Raw genomic sequence first — 23,706 nt, 5'->3', positions numbered from 1 at the left:
AACACACTCCTTTGATTCATTCTAATAACCAATAAAGCTAACTTATTTTTTTCCATTTCATATTTCCCCTTACGTCAAAATATAGTATCATTATTTGATGAGAAAAGTAATTTTATTTTCTATAGGAGGAATATGATGTCTACACAAACAACAGATTTAGGGAGAGATTCTATTGGAAAACTCCTTTTCAAATTGGCTACTCCCGCTATTATCGCCCAGTTAGTCAATGTTTTATATAATATCGTAGACCGAATTTTTATTGGCCGATTACCAGAAGGAGATTTAGCAATGGCAGGTATTGGCGTAGCCTTCCCAATTATCATGCTAATCTCAGCAACCAGTGCTTTAATCGGAATGGGAGGTGCCCCACTCGCAGCCATCAAAATGGGAGAACAAGATCATGATGGGGCAGAAAAAATTATGAGCAATGCACTCTCTATGCTAGTTATCCTTTCAATTTTATTAATGATGAGCTTACTAATCTTTAAAGAGCCTTTATTATTAGCATTTGGCGCTAGTAGCCAAACCTTAGTTTATGCCAATGATTATTTAGGTATTTATATTCTAGGAACATTATTTGTTCAAATCGCTATTGGAATGAACCCTTTCATTAATACACAGGGCTTTGCTAAAATCGGGATGATGACCGTAATGGTTGGAGCAGTGGTTAATATTATTCTTGATCCCATCTTCATTTTTGGACTCAATTTAGGGGTTAAAGGAGCTGCATTTGCAACGATTACCGCTCAATTTATTTCAGCCATTTGGGTCATTCGCTTCTTATTCGGTAAGAAAAGTACATTAAAGATTAGAAAAGAGTTCTTAATCCCTGAACCAAAAGTGGTCTTACCTATCATGGCCCTTGGAGTTTCACCATTTATTATGCAAGCAACAGAAAGTATTGTATTAATTTCATTAAATAATCAATTAGCACACTATGGGGGAGATTTAGCAGTTAGTGCCATGACGATTATCAGTAGTGTGAATCAAATTATTTTATTACCCTTAATGGGATTAACCTCAGGAGCTCAACCGATCATTAGTTACAACTACGGAGCGCAACAGTTCGATCGCGTCAAAAAAACCTTTATCCTGTTGCTAATTGTTTGCTTGATTTATACAACTACGATGTGGTTAGGCATCCTGCTCGTTCCAGAAGTCTTCGTTAATATCTTTAATGATAAACCAGAATTGGTGGCCATCACATCTCGTAGTCTTCGTATTTTCTTCGCTGGAATATTCGTTTTTGGTGTACAAGTTGCTTGCCAACAAACATTTTTAGCATTAGGACAAGCTAAAATCTCATTAGTACTTGCCTTACTTCGTAAGATGATCCTATTAGTTCCATTAATCTTCATTTTACCAGCGACACTAAAAGCATTTATGGCCCCATTAGACTTAGTCTTCATGGCTGAACCCGTCGCTGATATTATTGCAGCCTTAACAACAGTCATTTGCTTTATTATATTCTACCGTAAAACATTTGTCCATTCCCCACAAGAATAGGAGCTTGAAACTTAAAAAAATCCGTTTAGATATTATCTAAACGGATTTTTTTAGTTAACGTGTTTTGATTTACATTTTGGACAAACACCTTTAAATGCCATTTCACATTTTGAGATGTCGGCACCTGTTGATTGTTCCACAACTGATCCGATTCCATATAATTCTTGAATGAATAAATCTTGAACTTCTCCACACTCTAAACATAAAAAGTGGAAGTGATCTTCTAAGGTTCCATCGAAGCGATCAGGATAGCCAGGAATACTGACTTTTCTAATCATATCATGATCCGCAAGCTGCGATAAATTACGATAAACAGTCCCTAAACTTAAGTTCGGATTATCTTTCTTTAACATTTCATAAATGGCATCGGCAGTTAAATGCATCGGGTTATCCTTAATACAATTATAAATCATTTCTCGTTGTTTTGAATATTTCATCTAAACCACCTATTCTACATTTTAATACCCAATTATAGTATATACCAATATTATAATAATAATGATTACTAATTTAAGTATAGAAGAATAGTTTGAGAATGTCAATATGCTTCACCATATAAACTTAAGCTTTCTTTTTGATTAACTCTTCTTTTTTCACACGTGATAATTGCTTAATCTCATATTCACGTCGACAAGCTGCTTGACGACTTTCAAAACTTTCTGCATATCTTAAGACAACGGGACGACGGCATCGAGTATACTTTGCTCCTTTTTTAGATTCATTATGCTCTTTAATCCGTTTCTCAACATTTCGTGTATACCCCGTATAGTACGTTCCATCTGAACACTCTACAATATAAATCCAGTGCATCTCTTTCTCCTTTACTTCTTCCAACCTCATCTATTCCCTATTTTACCGAAGTGAATTCTAATTGACAAATCATAAATTTTGTCAATCAGAAAAAGATAGGATTCTATCTTTTTTATTTAATCATTCTTAAGTATGGATTAATCTCCTCTACGAGTAGAACCAGAAATTCTAACGTCATGACACATTGATTCGTCAGACTAATACACTTGATTTAATTCTTGAACCTCCCTATCTGTTAAGTTGGAGTCATCAATGACATTCCTACTAAATCAAATAATACCCGCTACCTCTAGCTTAACGAATTGTTCATAACGTGCAGCATTTTAACCTTCCATTAATCAAAACGATTCTGCATTTGGCGGCTATCCGATAGGTCTATTTCTAAGACATCATAGGGTTCTAAGATCTTTAATTCAAGCGGCGAAACATCATTTGCTCTGACTTCACATGGCTCTAATTCATAATAAATTTGAGGAACTTCTAACTCTTGAGATCATAAACTCATTGATTTTAACTCTTTTTAACTTCCCCCAATTCGGACAAATCCCAGGTGTTTCAATCGTAAAACAGCACACCCTCTTTATAAATCATGTCCTCCCCCATTAAAATGATTAAAGTTGTTCACTCTGATTGACGATATATTCAATTAAAGTTTCTGTCATCGGAATAGCATCTGTTAAGTAACAGTCAAATTGTTCATAATAATCAATCGGATCTTCTACTTTCCCAAGTAAAAACCGATATCTCTTACCATATGGCCTTGGGATATATAATAATTGAATATAGGATCCAGCATGATTCCAACCTTTTGCTACCACGACATATCTGACTAATGCTCCATCACCTGCTTCATAAGTTCCCATCTCTAACTTTTTTAACTCCGCTAGTTGATCAAGATATTCAATTAATAATCCGACACGAACAAATCCATTTCGTTGATGATGAATCTTGTCTAAGTCTTTAATCATCTCCTCGCACTCCTTTATGTGCCTTACTTAACTATATGCAGCATAAAACTCTCACATGAGTTCTGAGGTGATGATTTCCAAAGTAATAGCCAAAATGAATTAAAATTTGATGTTTTCTACTTTAACTCGCCTCATAAACACAACATTCATTCACAAATGTTTGTCACACTTCAGTTTTTAATCAATCGATCGGCTCCAATTCAAAGATATCTTGATTTAAAACAATAAAGTCCACAAACTTTCCAACGTTTAACGAACCTTTTACACACTCTTTAAGTGTTAAAGCTTCTTTTATATTCCACCTGATTCTAGTTGTCCCGATAAATCTTGACGTATGATCGCACAATATAAATTAAGACATATTCAACCCCACCATCCGTTCCAAGGGAAATATAAATCCCTTTATTCAACATTATTTTAAAGGCGTATAATGCTTAAAATCCCCCTTATCCATACGACGATTAATAATTGGCATATCAAAATTTAAGAAAACCAGTTGAGTATAAGTGAATATATTCAGCTTTACCAATCGTTCTAATAACCCATCATCGTGATTTGACAACGGCCAATTCCACGTGGATGATCTTGATGATATTGGAGTGATCCAATGCCATTTAAAGCAGTCTCAATCGCTAAATCTCCAATGGCGTAAACGGCCACCTGCATCTTAGACTTATGATCTCATTTAACGTTTCTTGTGAATAACAAAGATCGGTTGATGGAAATAGGGCTGTCTCATCCCTGCAATTCTTCCACCAGGTGATTGCTGTTTTCATTTCCTATCCCTCTATTCGACTTCCTCATGTAAAAAAAGTAGGTCGGTGTTGACCTAGCTTCATCCCGTCAGTTTTAAAAATAAGCTTCTATCTCATACCATCGCCTTATTTCTTACATCTATAAAAAACGATATCGTCTATACTACATTTTTTGTCATTTCATCATTTGAAAGCCATAGCTAACCAATAAGAGTTGAATGACCATCAAACAAGGAATGCCGATTTGAAAAGACCAGTGTTTCGTTTTATGCCGAAATTGCTGCATGCCCGCGTACACTCCAAAACTTCCAAAACAAGCGGCGCATGTAAATAATGCTTTTTCACTGATTCGCCACTTTCCCTGAATAGCACGTCGTTTATCAATTCCCATTAACGTATAGCCCACTACATTCATGCCAATCCAAACAAACCACCACATCCTATGATTCCTCCACAACAACTGAATCAAACACGACTGAAATAACCTTTGATAAATCTTGTGGATTGAGTTCCATCTGTAATCCAATCTTTCCTCCACTCACAATAAATGAAGAAAGGTCTTTTGCACTTTCATGAATGATCGTTTGATAATTTTTCTTCATTCCAACTGGTGAGCACCCACCTCGAATATATCCAGTTAATTTATTAATCTCACTGACTGCAATCATCTCAATTTTTTTCTCTTTCACCACTTTAGCTGCTTTTTTTAAATCTAATTCTTTAGCGACTGGGATGACAAAAACATAAATCTCTTTACTATTTCCTCGTGTCACCAGCGTTTTAAAAACTTCTTCTGGATCACGTCCTATTTTATTTGCAACTGAAACCCCATCAATAGCCTCCCCCGCTTCATACGTCATGAGTTCATAACTAATTTTATGTTTATCTAGTATGCGTATGGCATTTGTTTTAACTTTTGACATCATGTTAACCTCCTGATTATTCGATAAATTTATTATACAATGATTTTCTTAGTTTATCATACCTTTCCCTTAGATTTATGTAAAAACCTCCCACATCTACGCTAGATGAGGGAGGTTTTGATTCATTTATCAGTTTAAAAACTACGCAAACGCTTTTTGATGTAGACGCCAATCTTTAGCATATTCATCAAATAGTTCATTAATGGCTTGACCAATTTGTTGATAATCTTGCTCGTTTAAGTTAGCTAATGATACACGAATAGACCACGCTGGACCTTCAAATCCACTTCCATTTAAAAGAACAATGCCATAGCGATGTGAAAGATCAAATAAAAATTCTAAAACACTTCGTTCATTTTCTAAATAAGTGGCGAATGATGCCCCGTATTTTAATTTTGCCCAAACTAATAAATCATATTTATTGTAATAAGCCGTATTCAATTGGTTCTCAAGATACGGATAACCTTTTAACTCATTGTAAACTAATTGCTCACGACGACGACAAATAGCTTTTGTTTGTTCTTTATAACGATTTTCTTCATCAAGAATCGCAAAGACTGAGAAAATGGCCATCTGTACTTGTTGTGGCGTCGATAATCCAGCAGTGTGATTTAAAGCAACCTGACGACTATCTGCCACAATGCGATCAATAAACGGAATGGCATGAGGTGTTGTTGTTAAAGCTTCATAACGGTGGTGTAAGATTTGTTTTTCTTCGGCTGGTAACTTTGCCATCAAGTCGTTATAAACATTCTCTTTAGCTAACGCAATGACACCTAAGCGCCATCCTGTCACCCCAAAATATTTAGAATAAGAGTAGACACCTAATGTATTGTATGGCATCGTTACCATTAATGATTTAAACCCATCACAGAATGTCCCATATACATCATCTGTAATAATCATTAAATTAGGATGATAGGTTGTGACAATTTCATTTAAATAAGCCATTGATGCTTCACTCATCGCAACTGCTGGTGGATTACTTGGATTGACCACACAAGCTAATTTAATACTTGTATCTTTTAATTTATCTAATTCCTCTTTTGGATATTGCCACGTTGGTATCCCATCTTCATTTACCTCAGATGCATGAATCATAACAATCTCGAACTCATTGGATGGTAAATTTGCAATTTCAACATATGGAGTAAAAATAGGCACAAATAACGCAATTTTATCTTTTGGTTTTAAAAGATAATTGGCTTTTAGTGAATCAAAAATACAGCACATCGCCGCTGTTCCACCTTCAACAGCAAATAAATCATGCGTCGACGTTTTAACATCTCCACCCATTTCTTTTATTAAATAATCTTTAACCACTTGTTCAATTTTAATCAGCATTCGATCAGGAACTGGATAATTATCACCAATGATTCCATCCACTAATTCAAAGACCCAAGCATCTGGATTAAACTGATGTTCTTCAATTCCATATTCCACAATGGCACGCAATAAATCAATACCTGGGGCTTCTTTATGCGTTTGAACATAGGCTAAAAAGCGCTCATAGGCTCCTTCTTGCTGTGGCATTCCCGCCAAATCCCCCTCACACCATGTTAACTGCGTTTCTTCAACAGCAAACTGACCTAAGGTAAAAAAGGCTTGGCGTGGTGTAGCCGCCGTCCAATTGGGATTTCCACGTCCTGCATTTAAAATCTGATGATTACTCACCTGTTTTGATTTTTGTGCCATTTTAATAAATTCATCTTTTAATTCAAATGGACTTAATGTTTTTACTTTTTCAATTAATTGTTTAATGTCATTTCTTCTTAAATTTCTCTTTGTTGTCATACTTGTTCGATACCCTTCTATTATCAACTACCTATCCTTCCACACTTTCTAATAAAGGCCGGATTTTGCTAGATATAAATAGCTTCTGATTTAAAAACAAAAGCTATGTTAGATGTTATTCCCCATCAAAGAATCACTGATATTAATCCTCTTGTGATGAGAGAAATCAACTCATTCTTTGAATCAATATATAATTAATACCAAATTCAATCTGGTCATCTAACCAATCTACGATTAAAAGCTTCATCTAGCATAACTAATTTACCATACTCTTGATTGAAAACAAATAGCTTTAACATAATATTCGATATTTTATTCTCGTTTAATCTAACTGAATGACATGAGATCAATCTACCGCCATCACCTCATTCATTTTGAACCGATTATAGTCATCACCTTTTGGGGCATAGATCCTAAGATACTAACTATAACCTATCCTCTTATTTTGTACAATATGACACCTTAGACTAGCATGATTATTGCACCCCCCATGAACTACCACCAAATAAATCACTAAATCGTTCCATCTTTTTAATATGCTCATAAGAAAAGGGCCACCATTTCTATGATAAAAAATAGGATAATAGCTCGCCTTCTCAACCTTTATTAAAAGGACTTCTAACATCTCATTTCATCCTTCCTCTAAAAATAAAACTTTGATAAATGAAACTATTCCGATATAAGATAACGTCTATTTGTCTAATCCAATAGAAATTTTAATTTTCTTTAAAAGGCAGCGCTATCAACGTTTTAAAACCTCAATAACATGGTCTAACAGAGCGAAAAATAAAAAGAGGAATGTGAGCTCATTCCTCCTTACGTATCCTTTACTTATTCTGAACGTATTTTTTTGACAGCTAAGCACTCAGCAAAGCGCATCATTAATTCATCCATATCAATGTCGCTTTCTTCAATTTTTAATCGCCCCTCTACATAAAATAACGTATTTTTATAAACACGCTTTGGATCATTCACGGTAATGTAACAGTCATTTCCAAGATAGTAGAACTGATCCAAATCATTATGTTCAATGAGTCGTTTAAAAATAGGGCGCTGCTTATGTTCTTTCGTTAATGTCGCGATCGGTAGAACGACGACAAATGGATACTTTTCATTATGGTTATACTGATCTTTTTGAATAATAATGCATGGGCGTAACTTAATTCCTGTCACCACTTCAAGACTTTCTGAACGACGTTTTCCGGTTTCAGGTTCTGAGACTCCTTCAAATCCATCTGGTCGTTCGATGATTCGATATAAGTCTTCATGCTGTCCATCTTTCTCGACAAACCGAAACGGTCTTCCCTGCGTATACGGTAATGCGACATAGAAGATTTTCCCTCGATGGATATCTTTACTTTGAACAAGTCGGGGTAAATCCATTCGATTATTCTTCTTTCTTCACAGCATCTTCAAACTCTTTAACACCTGAACGATTTTCTTCTAAGTCAATGATATCGAATAAATTTTCTTCAAAGAAAGCCGCGACGTCAAATTGTTGAAGAGGTGTTTTTTTGTGGTTACGCGTACTTGAGGAAGACTTTGTTTCTCTTTGTAACATACCTTTATTCCACCCATCTTTGCCTCGATTAACCATTTTCTTCACCTCGAATTAGAGATTTCCTAAGTTCTTATCCTACTTTAAAATAACTACAATCCTTGCTCTACTGTATCTTATTCGTCTTTAGGTTTGAAATATATGTAATCGCCCGATGAATCGTAGATTTAACAACTTTATTCATGAAAAAAGAAGCGACTAAAAACTCTTCCTCATATGGTTAACAAAAGGGGTAACGTCTTTTTTGACGTTACCACATCTTTTATTCCTGTTTTAAATACTTATTAGAATCTTCATTAGTAGATTTAGACTCTAATAAAAGATCCTCAACTTTTTATTTCAAATGATTTCCATATAAGACTAAAATTCTTAAAATAATGTGACCGAATAGATCATAATTGGGAATTAACTCGATTCCACATACTTGAACCATCAGTGGAATTAATGAAAATAAACTTAGCTAAAATCCATAATTTCTGACACGCCACTTTAACTAATCTAATAGTTGTTTCATTTCAACTCATCTCCTGAGGGATTGATGAATTTTATTCTTCTAGTTAAGTTTACTACGTCAAGTGAGACAAATAAAAGCCAGAAGCAATATCTGTGATTTAGCTATCTATCCATAGAACGGTACGGGGGTGAACCCTTCCCCCACGATACTATATGAAATAGAAAAAAATTTGACTTTTCCTTTGTCTCATTCCACTCAAACAAAAAAAGACCTCATCATCCCTGGCCACTTCTGCAAGGTCTTAAGGTCTTTTTTTATTTTTTTTCTTGTTTTTGAATCAGATAATAACTCCATACACAACCAATCAATGCAATAATCACACACCCATAGCGTAACCCTTTCGTTTCAATCCAAGGTAGCATACTTTTAGTTAAACCTAATAAACCTAAAGTTATTAATGTGACTAACAAATACATCTGAGGCTGTCTTCGGTACTGTTTTAGCACGATTATAAAACAAGCCATCAAAATCATTAGTTGAATAGCGACTTTCACAACGTTCTCCTTTATTCATCTAGCTTAGTTTAATTTTATCAATGGAAAATAGCTAAGACAATAGCTATTTGAATGATTTATTTAAAAGAGCTAAAATCAAGTCCGCACTCTCCTCTTGTCTTAACGAATTACTCAAGACCGTCACAACTTTATTTTTTGTCTCTATTCCTTTGGCCTCTAATAACTTATTTCCCTCTAATCGAATGGCATAAACATGGTCATCCTCTGCTAAAAGATAATCACTTGAATCGATTCCCTCTACTTCTTGTAACAGTTCATCCAGTGGTTTAAAAAGTCCTTGTTCGTAAAAATATGAGAAATCATTCTCCTCCAAGATAAACACATCCAGTTCACTAATAGCCACTTGAGCAACAAACTTCTCTAAATAGACTTGGGTTAAATCACTAGAACTACTTTCGATATTATTAAAAGGATAAGTATAAATGCGAATCGTTTCGTTCTCTTCTGCTTCAGACTTAACTAGTTGAGTTAACTGCTGTTCTAACTCCGTTACATCCGTCCTTTCATTGATCATTTCTGAAATCACGACATTTAGCAAAATAGTTGACTGGTTAGCTACCTCCCTTATAACAGTTCCCATCAATACAAGAATTAAACAAGCCCCAATCACATGATATCGATAATAATCCCAAAAATAACTGCATCGTTTTTTCATGGTCATCTCTTTTAACTTAATATTTTGTTTCACCATCTCTACTCCCCCTTTATCTTATGATGGGTCTATTTTACCAAATAATTTAGAGATTGAGTAGCATAAATGCAACCGTTTTCTATTTTTGAAATTGAATCCTGTGTTTAACTTTCAGTAACACCTCCTAACGAAGGCAATGAACCCTATTTCTTCTCTAAAAAAATCCGGCATGAAACTGATTCAACAGTAGTTTCATGCCGGACACTAAGATTCAATTAATTTATTTCTCTAGTTCAAAAATAATCGATTCAAATGGTCTTAGAGTTAAACAAGATAACTGCATCGATGAATCTTTGTAATTTGATAAAATAATTTGTTTAGCTGTAAATTTAGGTAAACAAATAATCGCAGGTTTCTCAAAGAAGTTTGAGACAACTAATAATTGTTGATCATTTGATGTTCTTAAATAAGCATAAACATTCGGATGGTTCTCACTTAATTGTGTATACTCACCGTAAACAATGACATCTTTATAAGAACTAAAACGTCTTAATTCAATTAATTTACGGTAATGTTGTAAAATTGAATCTTCGTCATTGATTTGATCTTGAACATTAATCGTTTGATAATTCGGATTTACTTTAATCCATGGTGTTGCCGTACTAAATCCGGCATTTTCTTCATTACTCCACTGCATTGGTGTTCTTGCATTATCACGTGCCGTTACGGCAATATGACGTTTAACTAATTCTTTTGGATGTCCTGCTTGCAATAAGAGGTCAATACTTTCAAGAACTGAAACATCACGATAATCTTCAAAATTTTCATAATTAGCATTTGTCATCCCAATTTCTTCACCATTATAAATAAATGGCGTTCCCCACATCATAAATAAACTTGTGGCTAACATTTTTCCAGATTCTTTATGATAATGAATCGGGCTACCGTATTGTGACATGACACGTGGATGATCATGATTTAACCAATAAAGTGGATTCCATGCCTTATTATATAAACCTAATTGCCATTTTTTAAATACTTTCTTTAGTTCGATTAAATCGGTTTGATTACTCCATGTTTCACTTAACGAATTAAACCCATTATTTAACCAACAGTGATCAAACGTAAATACCATATCTAACTCATTAGATGAAGTCGACGCATATAATAAAGCATCGTCTACACTTGCTCCTCCACCTACTTCACCAACAGTAAACATATCATAATTTGAGAACACTTCTTGATTTAACTCTTTTAAGTAATCATGAACCTTTGGAAGATTTGAAAATTTTGACCAATCTGGTTTATATCGGCCATCACTTTCTAATGTTGAATCAGTAAACGTTAAATCGCGATCAAGATGCGCTACCGCATCAACGCGGAATCCATCAATTCCTAATTCAAGCCACCATTTCACCATTTTATATAAATCTTTACGCATTTTTTCGTTTTCCCAGTTTAAATCAGGCATTTTTCTTGAAAAAATATGCATATAATATTCATTTGTCGCCTCATCTTTTTCCCAGCAAGACGGTGTGAAAAATGAAGCCCAGTTCGTTGGCTCTGTTTCATTTCCAAATTCATCGACTTTTCCTTTTTGCCAAATATAGTAGTCACGATAAGGACTATCAACAGATTTTCTTGCCTCTACAAACCATGGATGTTCATCACTTGTATGATTTAATACTAAATCCATCACAATTTTAATGTCACGTTTTTTAGCTTCTTCTAATAATTGTTTAAACTCCTCGATGGTTCCAAATTCTTGGGCAATTTGATAATAATCTGAGACATCATATCCATTATCATCCATCGGTGACTGATAAACTGGACATAACCAAATAATATTAATTCCTAAATAGGCCAAATAATCTAGCTTACTAATAATCCCTTTTAAATCACCAATTCCATCTCCATTGCTATCACAAAAGCTTTTTGGATAGATTTGATATCCTACGCCTTCTTTCCACCATTTACGTTCTGCTCCTGTCATTAACTTCATCCCCTCTTAGCTTTTGTTAGTTACAGCACCATTTTATCATAGGTCTGAAACGCTATCTAATCATTCCTAACTGTAATCGTTTCCATGTTATCACTTTATTGGTATAATATCTCGTTTTTTTATTTAAGGTAAAAACGACGTCATCACTGTTATAAACTAATCATTCATTACATGATAAAAGAAATTAATATTTAATCCTATAAATAAGGTTAAACTTGCTGTTAGGTAATGCCTAATTACTATTTGGATTTTCTCTCTTACAATAACTTGATTCGTCTCTTTAAATAAATCAGACGTTTTACTAAATCACATAATTCATCTCACCAATAAGACATTCGTCTCATTTCGAAAATTAAATCATAAATTTTCATGTCATTGCTAGGCTTATTTTCAATTTTCTTATCTTAATTCTCATTACTGAATGATAAGTGTTAACTGAGCTCATTGGTACATCCCCATTCAATATTTAGTTCAATAGGACGCATATGCTATAAAACATTATCCATTACTATAAAATTCACGACTTTTACAAGATATCCATATTCTTTTGAATTTTATACCATTAAAAGCCAATTCGATGCTAATTTTCAACATTTTTTATGTTTTTTTTATGTTCTTTGTTAAAAAAAACACAAAAAGGACTTACTTTATTGTTCCTTTATTGCTAGAATATAGCTTGTCTTTGAGATACAAAATTAACCGTAGGGGGTATAAACACATGTTAAAAGGTAAACTTTTAATCGCATTAGCTTCAGCTGTCTTATTCTTAGGGGCTTGCTCAAATGAGACACCACAAGAACAAGAACAACCACAAACAACTCAATCAGAATCTCCTTCAGAGACAACTGAAGGATACACAGGAGCATTAACTTACGAACGTTTATATGATCCAACTGGAGCAAAAACTGATGTTGTTTCAATCGTCATGGAATTTGAAAACGGAAAACCTACATCAGTTGATATCGACGTATTAATGGATGGGCAATCTAAAAAAGAATTAGCTGCTAGTGGTGAATACGTAATGAGCACAGAAGAAGGTGCATTACAATGGGATGCACAAATCGTAGAATTAGAAAAAGCTTTAGCAGATAATAACTTTGACACAACAAAAATCAACATCACTGATGATGCTGGACATACAGATTCAGTAACAGGAGTATCAATTAAAGTTGGAACTTATGTACAATTAGTACAAGAATTGATCGATGCTGTTGCACAAGGTAATACTGACTTTGAATTCTCTGGTGTGAAAACAACAGAAATCGAAGGTGAAAAAGGAACTAATATCATCGAAATCGTTTATGATAATGGAAAAGCTGTTAACTTAAACATCGATATGATTCAAGAAGACGGATCTTCTAAACGTGCCGCTTCTGAAGAAGGAACTTATGACATGGGTGGAGAATTAGCTTGGCATGAGCAAATGGACTTATTAGAAGACTTCATCGTTGCAAACAACTTTGATTTATCAAAAGTAAACTTAACTGATGAAGATGGACACACTGATGCAGTTTCTGGTGTATCAATTAAAGTTGGTTCTTACTTACCATTAATCGAACAAGCTTTAGAAAATAAATAATTTCTGATTTAAGAATAGATTGAAAAAAAGGTGTAGAATGCTGATTCTACACCTTTTTTGTCATTGTTTTAATCAATTAAAATCAGAAGTCATTTCCAAACGTGTTGTTTCTACCGCAACATTTGCAGCAATTTTGACGACGACAAGCGCACCATCCGCGACGATAACCTTCACGTAACCCTTGTTGATAAGCACGGCGAGCACAACAACAGCAATTTTGACCCCATTGACAGTTACTAGATCCTTGATTACTGTATTCTTGATTAGCAGATTGAGAAGAGGTTGTTGATGAAGACGTATAACTTCCCATCCATTCATCAGAAGCGTTATACATCGATGCTGTATTTGTACTCGCTTGTGAAGCAGCCATTCCCCTATTACCAGATAATTGATAAACAGACCCTGTTGCTAATACATTTCCGGTTGCTAATACTTCTTTATCTGTCATGATTGGACGTTCATGAGGTTTTAGAGGCGGTTTTTTACCTCTTCCTCGTTCTTTCTCATCTTCTTTTTTATCTCGCTGTTTTTTACAACGTTCTTTTCTGTCAGAGTCTTTATGACGTGCCTCTTTAGCATCATATTTTCTTTCATCATCGTCTTCTTCAGCATATTCCCAGTCGTTGTTTTGTTCAAAACTAAAACTTTCATCACAATCAAGATATTTAGTTGTAATATTATAATGGCTCAACACCAAAATTGGTTCTTGACACTTAATTCATCTATAAAAAATCGTTCATTACATTCTAAGAAGATTCTATTCTCATAGATCATTCGATTCGGAAGAAAATAACTTCTTCGAATTAATGTTTTAATTTTATTATTTCGTCCTTCTACTGAACCATTTGTGTAACGACACTTATGGTAATTAGAAATTTCTTCTGTCCAATTTTCAAAAGGTTTAAGCGCTTCAGTTAATTCAGGAATATTTAGGGCTTTAGCTCGAGCAATCCATTGAATTAAACGTCTATAAGAATTTGTTTCATCACTTAATTCATACCAATTAATCAGTGATTCTTTAATGGCATACACTTCCGTCAGTTCTTTTGAATAGTTTAGAAGTTTTCCTAATTTTCGTTCTTCTTTCTCGCTCAAAGAATCATATCGTTTACCGATAAGGTTTTTATTTCGTTTCAGATATTTACGACTTTCCGGTGTTAGCGATAAACTAATCCGTCTTCTCACAGCCTGTAAGGCATCTGTTAGATAACGATTCACATGAAATCGGTCAGCAATTCGGATAGCATCAGGAAAAACTTCAGCGACAAATTTGTGATAAGAACGTGCTAAATCCATCACAACAGCGTAGGGTTTCAATTCTTTGAGTTGATTCATTAAGCCTTGATTTTGAATTAACGTTTGATAAGTTCTTCCCATGACTAATGTTAACAGGCTACCATTTCTTAGGTCATGAAATCCTGTATTATAAGTATGACCTTTTCGAATCGCAAAATCATCAATGCCTAATATGAGCCGAGTTGATCCTTGAGCAGCAGCTATCACTTTTCTTTGAATAGACGGAATTAAATGAGCAAGATGTTGCTTAATGAAGCGTTCACCAGTTGAGTAAGGGACCTTAAACGTATCTGTTAGTTGTTTAACAGTGGTACCGACTAACGGTTTAGAAAGTTCACGTTTATAATCGTTTGTATAACGAGTTTTACCTGTCAAAAATGCATATTGATAGGTAAAGGAAACTTCACACTGTTTACAGAAAAGCCGCTTCATCGGAATCAATAAAATGGTTTCACGATTGAAACAACGTAAATGTCTAACTTGACGTAGTTTTTGACGGCTACCTTTACAAATAACAAATGCTTGAGTATGGCAACAAGGACAAGGTTGTTTACTCTTTGTTGGACACAGGCTTAAAACTAAAACATTATCTTCAGAAATATGATAGTTACTGACTGTAACATCTTGTAATTGAATTAAATCATTGATATGATGTAAGTGCATCTAAAATCTCCTAACTTTAGTTTGGTCGCACTTACTAAAGTACAAGATTTTAGATGTTTTTTTTATAGGTAAATATAAGCATTTATTTAGTCAAGCACCATTTCTGGTGAAGACTCATTATAATTATTATACATTTCGTTGTCCCCTTTGTTCGTTGTAATTTCAACTACAGTATAACTTATTCATTTATAAAAATAATGGATATAGTTTGGCCTATAGACACTATGAATTCTAGAAAATACTCAAACTAAATCCGCTAGCAACAAGACCAATGTTTCATAATGAGCACTATCTAATAGCCACTAACTTGCGATGCAGCTACCTCCTTATCTGACTGTTGGAGCATAGGCACACAAGCTTGATTCAGTCACTTATAGAAAACACGCTATCATTAACAATAACTTCCCTTATTTAGTTTATAATCATTGAATTACCATAACTATTCACATCAAACGAGTTTACATGACTTTAGTCAAATCCTATTATTAAAAAAGTTATATCTAACTTGTCATAACAACAGCTTAGATATAACTCATTTTTATGAATTAATTAATGTCTAAAATAAAAAGAAATCATCAGCATTGTTCATGTTTGTATTTGTAGTTGAATTATTTGCAGTGAATCGACTGTTTCCAAAACTGCATCCATTGTTTGATCCTTGGCGGTACCCATCTCTAAAACCTTGTTGATAACCTTGACGACACCCATCTCTAAAACCTTGTTGATAAGCACTGCGACTGCGACAGCAACATCCACCGCGTGTCATAGATGTTCCAGTCGTACTTCGCGTACTTGATGTATTTGAAGTATTTGAAGTCAAGTTCTGATTACTAATTGTAGAATTAGTTGAGTTACCTACACGGTAAACATTCCCTGTTGCAAATACATTTCCAGTTGCTAAAACATCTCCACTTGTAATGATTGGACGATAATCACGTTCTCGATCATCAGGATGACGACGATTTCGTCTTCTACATCCACAGTTATCATCGTCATTATCAAAATTAAAGATTGAATCAGGGTCAAAATTAGTAGTATTTATATTATTATTATTTCTATTACGCATATTTCTTCAGCTCCTTTGAACATGTTAATTTCAACTACACTATAATTTATTCATGAACTTTATTTTTGCATATGCTTTTATCAATATTCTTGCATGATGTTGATATTTATCGTTTAACCATAGAAATATCTAACATCTTTTGTTATAATGACCTAATGGATTAGAAAGAATATACAATAGAGGTGATCATCAGGATGACGCAAAATAAAAATCAATATGAAATCGATAATGATGTGGTTAAATTAACAGTTTTCAACAAAAAAGGAAAATCCTTTACGGCTCAATTTGATTTAGAAGATCTTGAAAAAGTTAAAGCATTAGGAACGTGGCATGCCCAATGGAATAAAGACTTTAATAACTATATCATTCAAACTAGTACAGAAGTTATTCAAAAAGGTAAAAAGCGTTATATTAAACCTACCCTACAATCAACCGTCTTAGGAACAAGTCCTAACGCACCAATCCGTCATTTAAACGGTGATTTATTAGATAATCGAAAATCGAACCTAGAAATATATAATCGTCGTCAAATCAACGATTATGATGTTTTAGAGAATCAGGTCATTGCCATTCATTTAAAGGACCGCTATGGAAACTTAGTCAATAAAGCATTAATTTCTGCTGAAGACCTGGATCAAGTCGTAAATGAAAAATATACATGGGTTTGTCAGAAGAAAGCAAATGGTCAACCTTATGCCATTGCTCATACAGAAGCGGGACGTGTTTACCTAGATACTTATTTAACAAACTGTCAACCAGGGTTCCGTGTTCATCACATTAATAAAAACCCATTAGATAACCGTCGTCAAAACTTAGAGGTTAAAGCACTAGAGATTGCTGAACCAACTGAAATCTAATCGAGTAGGAGATAATTAATTAATTTAATCATCGTCCTCTCACACCACCGTACGTACGGTTCCGTATACGGCGATTCTATTTTATCTCTAAATATGAACGGTTTGATAGTGGTCTAGTAGTGATACTAGACCTCTTCTTTTTAGTCTTTCATTCGTGATGGTTCGACATAAAATAAATGAGCGAGCGACTCTCGCATATCCTTTTCGGGTATTTGCCCATTCCCACGCCTTATCCTTATCGATTCCCAACCTCATTAAACTTCTATATTTGGTTTGAACCTTCTTCCATTGTTTCCATATACACATTCTTAATCGGAATCGAATATTTTTATCTAGATTTCCACATACCGTCCTCATCTTAGCAATTTTAAAATAATTCACCCATCCGATGATTAACTGCTTTAGTTTCTTCAGTCGATAGTCAAAACTCACACTCCAACTTCGTCGGGTGAGTCTTTTTAATTTCTCTTTCACTCTCATGATCGATATCTGGTGAGGTTTAGCTTTGAACTGATAGGCATTTTTATCCCAAAAGAAACCGAATCCTAGAAATTTAATTCCACTTGGTCGCTCAACCTTACTTTTTGTCACATTGACTTTAAGACCTAGCGTTTCTTCAAGGTATTTCGTCATGCTTTTCATCACTCGGTTCGCTGCCTTCTCACTTTTCACTAGAATTAAACAATCATCTGCGTATCGGACAAAATTTAACCCTCTTGCTTCTAGCTCTTGGTCAAGTTCATTTAACATGATATTGCTCAGTAATGGGGATAGATTGCCTCCTTGTGGGGTTCCAATCACCGATTCTTTATATTCATCATCCATCATGACTCCACTGACTAAGAATTTTCGGATGAGTGAAATGACATCTCCGTCCTTAATCGTATTTGATATCAACCTCATTAACTTATCATGGTTGACTTTATCAAAGAACTTTTCTAAATCGATATCAACAATCCATGTATACCCATCATTCATGAATTCTAGACTTTTAATAATCGCCATTTCTGCACATCGTCCCGGTCTAAATCCATAGCTGTTTTCATGAAACTTTTCTTCATAGATAGGGGTGAGAACTTGAGCCATCGCTTGTTGAATGAATCGGTCAACCACGGTTGGGACACCTAAATTTCGCACACCCCCATCTGCCTTGGGAATCTCGATTCGTTTCACCGGTTTAGGTTGATACGAACGCGTACGAATTTGGTCCTTTATCTCTTCACCATTTTCTTTTAAATAGTGTCCCAATTCATTAATCGTCATCCCATCCACTCCTGCCGCACCTTTATTACGCTTAACTTGTAAATAAGCTTGGTTTAGATTATTTGGGTGTAGGATTTGTTTTAATAAATTCTCTGTGTTCATATTTGTTACCTCCATGAGTTTCGTAACCTTCCATCCATCGTATCTATTTTTTTTAGATATGTGTCTTATCACCTAATGGTTAATTAGGAAGGTGCAAGTATCATTTCTTTAACGGATAAAATAGTTCGGTCCTTCGCTCCTTTTAGTTTTCACTAACTCTCTTCACTACTACGACCTCGGCTGACTTCTTATATTCCATGTTTACCTCACGGTCAACCTTTGGGATAGAATATAAGACCTCCCCGGGTAAGGTGTATTATCTTCCCTTCCATCTATCTGCCACATTTACAACATACATTTTTTTTCTGTGTAGCTATTGGACTTTAACTTGTTATGCAGTCTTATCCTTGTATCCTGCCTGATGTGATTCCTGTTCGTCAGACCAGAAGTTTGCCCACGGACTTCCTTCAGATTCCTCCTCGCAGAGGACACCCTTGTCTTAGGCTATGTACTTTCCGCTACTTGGACGTACTCGGGACTTTAACCCGTTAGATAATACCCATGCCGGGCGCACATAAAAAGCAACTGAAATCTATCAGTTGCTTTTTATGTTCGTTTAATGATTATTTTCATAATTTAATAAACTCCAGAAAACATTTTCAATTACCGCAATCCTTTAATCGTTCTAAGAAGCTAAAGTACAGCTTTTCCCATACCCCATAAAAACCCCGCTACCAAAGTAGCGGGGTTTTGTATTAATGAGTTAATTCTAATTCCACTTCGACACCAAAATGATCCGAGACCACTTCTTTATTTTTGCCATTAAAAATAACATGTGATGACTTGACTCTGACTGGTTGATTCGTTAAAACTAGATCGATACGTAAATCTTTTTTATTGTCAGACCACCCATCGATCTTACCTTCAACGGTCATTCCCTCATCGTTTATGTTCGCTACCTTATAAGTATCGATTAAACCTTTACTTAATAAATAGTCATATCCTTCGTCACGAATATTTGCATCATTGTTAAAATCTCCCATAACGATATTGAGATGATTTGGATTTAACTGCGCAACTAATTCATTCACTTGCCCTTGAAATGGCTCTTCTTCATCATGATACCAACCTAAATGACATGAGTATACCGTAACGGGTTGATTTTCATGCATGATTTCTAACCCAATGACACGACGAGTACGGAAGTTTTTAATATCGTCACTCTTTGTCACTAAAAAAGATTTTGCATTGTTAATTTCACATCGTGTTAAAATGGCTAATCCTTCTTCATAAATATCAAACCCAATATGAGCAAGATCCCACACAAATTTATAATCATTAACGCCTAACTTCATTAATTCACTTAATAAAACGACTGCATAATTATCTTGTTTTACTTTCTCTGAAGTCGTTGTGTCAATTAACTGCATGACTTCTTGTAAAGCAATGACATCATATTGTTTTTCTTTAATGACTTGTGCTAAATGTTGAATTTTTTCAATTTGGTTTTCTTCTTGCCAAGCATGACAATTTAAGGTTAATAACTTCATAAATAATCTCCTATAGACCTAAAATATCTTGAATTTCTGATTTTAACACGTCTGCTTTTGGTCCATAAATCGCTTGGATTCCATTATCTTTAATGATTAATCCTAATGCTCCTGTTGCTTTCCAATCTGGTTGGTCTGAAACAGTTCCTGAATCTTTAACTGTCACACGTAAACGAGTCATACAAGCATCTACATCTACAATATTTTCAGCTCCACCTAACAAGAAAATGATATCATTTGCTAATTGACTACCAGATGCTGCTGTTGTTGATGTTGATCCTTCTCCTTGTGTTTCATCTTCTTCATTATAATTTCCTAATCGTCCTGGAGTTGCGATTTTGAATTTTTTAATCGCAAAGTTGAACACCCCGAAGTTTAAAGCAAAGAATCCTAAACATGCTAAGACAAAGTTAATCATATCTCCCGTTAATCCTGCATTCGCCATCATTGGAATACGAGTCATAAACTCAATCATACCAAAAGCATGGATACGTAAGTTAATGATATCAGCTAAAGCAAATGCTAATCCCGCTAAAATTGCATAGCATAAGTATAACACAGGTGAAATAAACATGAACATAAACTCTAATGGTTCAGATACCCCTGTTAAGAAGGTTGCTAATGCTGCTGAAATAAACATTGATTTGTATGCTGATTTTTTATCTGAATCGACATTTCGGAACATGGCAAAGGCAGCTCCCATTAAAGATGCAGTTGATAAAATAACTTGACCTGCTTTAAAGCGAGCTGGAGTCACTGCATTTAATAACGAGTTATAAGCTTCCATATCACCTGCTGATTTTAAGTTATTTAAATCTGTTACCCAAGCTAACCATAAAGATTCTTGACCTGCAACGATTTGTCCAGCATTTGACCCTGTTAAGATTTCATACGTTCCACCTAATTCTGTATAATTCATTGGAATAGTTAACATATGGTGTAAACCGAATGGTAATAATAAACGTTCCCCTGCTCCATACACGAATGGTGCAAGAATTGGTGCTGTATCTTGTGAAGTTGCAATCCATTGACCAAAGTTATTTAAAGCTCCTTGAGCAAATGGCCAAATAATTGATAAAACTAATGCTGTCACTACTGATCCACCGATAACAACGAATGGAACAAATCGTTTCCCATTAAAGAAGGCTAATGCTTGTGGTAATTTATTAAAGTTATAGTATTTGTTGAATAATGATGCGCCTAAGAACCCTGAGATAATCCCAACAAATACTCCCATATTTAAAGCTGATGCGCCTAAAACTTCAGTGAAGTAATCTGAAACAACCATCTCAGATCCAAAGAATGATTGAACCGTTGCAGTTGGATCTGCCAACATTGCTGTTGATACTCCAAATAATGCTCCTGTAATACGGTTAATTAATATGAATGCAATTAAAGCTGCAAATGCTCCACCTGCACGTTCTTTTGCCCATGACCCCCCGATGGCTACCGCAAATAGGACGTGTAAGTTTCCAATAATTGCCCATCCGATATCTTCCATAACTTTTGCAATTGTTGCAATTACGGTAATATCTCCCCCAGACATTCCAACTAATTTCCCTAAGGAAATCATAATCCCTGCTGCTGGCATTACAGCAATTACGACCATTAAGGCCTTTCCAAATTTTTGCCAGAAATCAAACGACATAAATCCTGGTTTTTTCATAACTATTCCCTCCTGATAACTCTATATCATCATAGCTTAATTTAAGCTGTAGATGCGTGCTTCAAATGGCTTTAATGTTAACTCTTGAATTGACTCATGTTCCTCAACTGGGATATTTGATAATAATAACTGATCCGTTGAAACTGTGATCTTTTCTAAGTTAATACTTGTTTGCTTATTCGTTAAGTTACATAAGATAAGCACACGTTTTTCACCTAATGTTCGTGTATAAGCATAAATCTCTTGATGATCTTCAAACACTAAGTCATATGTTCCATAAACGAAGATATCTTCTGATTTTCTTAAAGCAATCATTTCTTTATAGAAGTTTAAAATCGAATCTGGATCTTCTTCTTGTGCTTCAACATTAATGGTTTGATAGTTTGGATTAACTGCTAACCATGGTGTTCCAGTTGTAAATCCACTATTAACTCCATCATTCCATTGCATTGGAGTTCGACTATTCCCACGAGCAGTCGCCCAAATAATTTCCATAATATCTTCATGACTCATTCCTTGTTCAAGTTTAGAATAATAAAGTCCAGTACTTTGAACATCTTGATAATCCTCTACTTTATCAAACTGAACATTTGTCATTCCAATTTCTTGACCTTGATAGATAAATGGTGTTCCCTTCATCATAAAATACATCATTCCAAGAGATGTTGCACTTTCTTTCCAATAGTTTTGATCATCTCCCAGTGTGGATACAATACGCGCTAAATCATGATTTTCAATGTATAACGCATTCCAACCGACACCTTCTAATCCTTTTTGCCACTTTGTTAAGATTTTTTTCAATTGACGAACATCTGTTCCTTGATCGCCATTATCCTTCCATAAACCTAAGTGCTCAAACTGAAACACCATATTAAATTTTCCTTCTTCTTCGCCAACCCATAGATGAGCATCCTCAATTTTAACGCCGTTAGCTTCCCCTACCGTCATAATATCGTATTTATCAAACGTATTTGCCTTTAAGTCGTCTAATAAAGGATGAATCCCTTCCACATTCATATGTTTATCAAATGATGAAACATATTTTAATGCGTGGGGATTTGGCATATCTGTTAATCCCTCTTCTTTTTTAATATGACTAATCGCATCTACTCGGAAACCATCAATTCCTTTATCTAACCACCAATTCACCATTTCATATAATGCTTCACGTACTTCAGCATTTTCCCAGTTTAAATCGGGTTGTTTTTTTGAGAATAGATGCATATAGTATTGTCCAGTATTTTCATCATATTCCCAAGCTGAACCACTGAAGATACTTTCCCAGTTATTAGGTTCCGCTCCATTTACTCCATCTCGCCAAATATACCAATCTCGTTTTGGATGATCAACCGATGAACGAGATTCGATAAACCATGGGTGTTCATCACTTGTATGATTGATGACTAAATCTGCAATTAATTTCATTCCACGCTTATGTACCTCTTCTAATAAGCGATCAAAATCTTCCATTGTTCCAAACTCATCCATAATATCTTTATAGTCACTAATATCATAACCACAGTCATCATTTGGTGATTTATAAAATGGGCTCACCCATATGACATCGATTCCTAACGCTTTTAAATAATCAAGTTTTAAAATAATACCGTTGAGATCACCAATTCCATCTCCGTTCGAGTCCATAAAACTTCTTGGATAGATTTGATAAGCCACAGCTTCTTTCCACCATACTTTATTCATCTTCTCATACGACTCCTTTTTCTTCTTTCCTGCTGCTTATGGTAAAG

22 protein-coding genes are annotated in these 23,706 nt (G+C 34.7%); 3 read left to right on the top strand and 19 right to left on the bottom strand.

Annotation, left to right across the window (positions count from 1 at the left end; genetic code table 11):
• The first annotated feature begins 135 nt into the window (after positions 1–135).
• Positions 136–1,506 (top strand): MATE family efflux transporter, encoded by a 1,371-nt coding sequence (locus AT726_RS11810; RefSeq protein WP_055275719.1) that lies wholly within the window; start codon positions 136–138, stop codon positions 1,504–1,506.
• A gap of 50 nt (positions 1,507–1,556) precedes the next feature.
• On the opposite strand, the gene AT726_RS11805 is transcribed toward AT726_RS11810, so the two are convergent.
• The 12 genes from AT726_RS11805 to AT726_RS11750 form a co-directional block, all read right to left on the bottom strand.
• Positions 1,557–1,943 (bottom strand): Fur family transcriptional regulator, encoded by a 387-nt coding sequence (locus tag AT726_RS11805; RefSeq protein ID WP_055243631.1) that lies wholly within the window; start codon positions 1,941–1,943, stop codon positions 1,557–1,559.
• Between the two features lie 124 nt (positions 1,944–2,067).
• Positions 2,068–2,316 carry a GIY-YIG nuclease family protein gene (locus AT726_RS11800; protein ID WP_055275717.1) on the bottom strand — a complete coding sequence of 83 codons (249 nt, stop codon included), beginning with the start codon at positions 2,314–2,316 and terminating at the stop codon, positions 2,068–2,070.
• Between the two features lie 611 nt (positions 2,317–2,927).
• Complete coding sequence (locus tag AT726_RS11795) at positions 2,928–3,284, bottom strand: hypothetical protein (RefSeq protein WP_055243626.1); 357 nt, start codon at positions 3,282–3,284, stop codon at positions 2,928–2,930.
• A gap of 534 nt (positions 3,285–3,818) precedes the next feature.
• A complete protein-coding gene (locus tag AT726_RS13460; protein ID WP_257720686.1) occupies positions 3,819–3,950 on the bottom strand; it encodes a hypothetical protein in 132 nt (43 codons plus the stop codon).
• 264 nt (positions 3,951–4,214) lie between these two features.
• Positions 4,215–4,478: a DUF1294 domain-containing protein gene (locus AT726_RS11790; RefSeq protein ID WP_068759653.1), complete on the bottom strand. Its 264-nt coding sequence runs from the start codon at positions 4,476–4,478 to the stop codon at positions 4,215–4,217.
• 1 nt (position 4,479) lies between these two features.
• On the bottom strand, positions 4,480–4,962 hold the full coding sequence (ybaK, locus tag AT726_RS11785; RefSeq protein ID WP_055305851.1) for a Cys-tRNA(Pro) deacylase: 483 nt from the start codon (positions 4,960–4,962) through the stop codon (positions 4,480–4,482).
• Between the two features lie 141 nt (positions 4,963–5,103).
• Positions 5,104–6,756, bottom strand: a complete 1,653-nt coding sequence (gene aspD / locus AT726_RS11780) for an aspartate 4-decarboxylase (protein WP_055305852.1) — start codon at positions 6,754–6,756, stop codon at positions 5,104–5,106.
• Positions 6,757–7,587: 831 nt separating this feature from the next.
• Positions 7,588–8,139: a type II toxin-antitoxin system PemK/MazF family toxin gene (locus AT726_RS11770; protein WP_055243617.1), complete on the bottom strand. Its 552-nt coding sequence runs from the start codon at positions 8,137–8,139 to the stop codon at positions 7,588–7,590.
• A 4-nt stretch (positions 8,140–8,143) separates the two neighbouring features.
• Positions 8,144–8,317, bottom strand: coding sequence for a hypothetical protein (locus tag AT726_RS11765; RefSeq protein WP_237252561.1), 174 nt, complete (start codon positions 8,315–8,317; stop codon positions 8,144–8,146).
• A 765-nt stretch (positions 8,318–9,082) separates the two neighbouring features.
• Positions 9,083–9,322 carry a hypothetical protein gene (locus AT726_RS11760; protein WP_055243611.1) on the bottom strand — a complete coding sequence of 80 codons (240 nt, stop codon included), beginning with the start codon at positions 9,320–9,322 and terminating at the stop codon, positions 9,083–9,085.
• 64 nt (positions 9,323–9,386) lie between these two features.
• Positions 9,387–10,034: a hypothetical protein gene (locus tag AT726_RS11755; protein ID WP_055275712.1), complete on the bottom strand. Its 648-nt coding sequence runs from the start codon at positions 10,032–10,034 to the stop codon at positions 9,387–9,389.
• Positions 10,035–10,254: 220 nt separating this feature from the next.
• A complete protein-coding gene (locus AT726_RS11750) occupies positions 10,255–11,967 on the bottom strand; it encodes a glycoside hydrolase family 13 protein (RefSeq protein ID WP_055243607.1) in 1,713 nt (570 codons plus the stop codon).
• A gap of 727 nt (positions 11,968–12,694) precedes the next feature.
• On the opposite strand from AT726_RS11750, the gene AT726_RS11745 reads away from it, so the two are divergent.
• Positions 12,695–13,555, top strand: a complete 861-nt coding sequence (locus tag AT726_RS11745; RefSeq protein ID WP_055305855.1) for a hypothetical protein — start codon at positions 12,695–12,697, stop codon at positions 13,553–13,555.
• 82 nt (positions 13,556–13,637) lie between these two features.
• Here AT726_RS11745 and AT726_RS11740 read toward each other — a convergent pair whose 3' ends face one another.
• The 3 genes from AT726_RS11740 to AT726_RS11730 all read right to left on the bottom strand — a co-directional run bounded on the left by AT726_RS11740 (position 13,638) and on the right by AT726_RS11730 (position 16,580).
• A complete protein-coding gene (locus AT726_RS11740; protein WP_144436977.1) occupies positions 13,638–14,249 on the bottom strand; it encodes a hypothetical protein in 612 nt (203 codons plus the stop codon).
• On the bottom strand, positions 14,243–15,514 hold the full coding sequence (locus tag AT726_RS11735) for an ISL3 family transposase (protein WP_068759650.1): 1,272 nt from the start codon (positions 15,512–15,514) through the stop codon (positions 14,243–14,245). The genes AT726_RS11740 and AT726_RS11735 overlap by 7 nt, the downstream gene beginning before the upstream one ends.
• 556 nt (positions 15,515–16,070) lie before the next feature.
• Positions 16,071–16,580, bottom strand: coding sequence for a Yae1 family protein (locus tag AT726_RS11730; protein ID WP_068759649.1), 510 nt, complete (start codon positions 16,578–16,580; stop codon positions 16,071–16,073).
• 194 nt (positions 16,581–16,774) lie between these two features.
• On the opposite strand from AT726_RS11730, the gene AT726_RS11725 reads away from it, so the two are divergent.
• On the top strand, positions 16,775–17,437 hold the full coding sequence (locus AT726_RS11725) for a hypothetical protein (protein ID WP_068759648.1): 663 nt from the start codon (positions 16,775–16,777) through the stop codon (positions 17,435–17,437).
• Between the two features lie 87 nt (positions 17,438–17,524).
• Here AT726_RS11725 and ltrA read toward each other — a convergent pair whose 3' ends face one another.
• From ltrA to AT726_RS11705, 4 genes are all read right to left on the bottom strand, one after another.
• Positions 17,525–18,802 carry a group II intron reverse transcriptase/maturase gene (gene ltrA / locus AT726_RS11720; RefSeq protein WP_068759647.1) on the bottom strand — a complete coding sequence of 426 codons (1,278 nt, stop codon included), beginning with the start codon at positions 18,800–18,802 and terminating at the stop codon, positions 17,525–17,527.
• 695 nt (positions 18,803–19,497) lie between these two features.
• Entirely contained in the window at positions 19,498–20,292 is a 795-nt protein-coding gene (locus AT726_RS11715; RefSeq protein ID WP_055306062.1) for an endonuclease/exonuclease/phosphatase family protein, read from the bottom strand.
• A gap of 10 nt (positions 20,293–20,302) precedes the next feature.
• Complete coding sequence (locus AT726_RS11710) at positions 20,303–21,958, bottom strand: PTS transporter subunit IIBC (protein ID WP_068759646.1); 1,656 nt, start codon at positions 21,956–21,958, stop codon at positions 20,303–20,305.
• Between the two features lie 36 nt (positions 21,959–21,994).
• Positions 21,995–23,659: a glycoside hydrolase family 13 protein gene (locus tag AT726_RS11705; protein ID WP_068759645.1), complete on the bottom strand. Its 1,665-nt coding sequence runs from the start codon at positions 23,657–23,659 to the stop codon at positions 21,995–21,997.
• Positions 23,660–23,706: the final 47 nt, after the last annotated feature.

The sequence above is a fragment of the Turicibacter sp. H121 genome (assembly GCF_001543345.1).
Taxonomy (GTDB): Bacteria; Bacillota_I; Bacilli_A; order MOL361; family Turicibacteraceae; genus Turicibacter; species Turicibacter bilis.
This window is presented reverse-complemented; position numbering and strand designations above follow the sequence as displayed.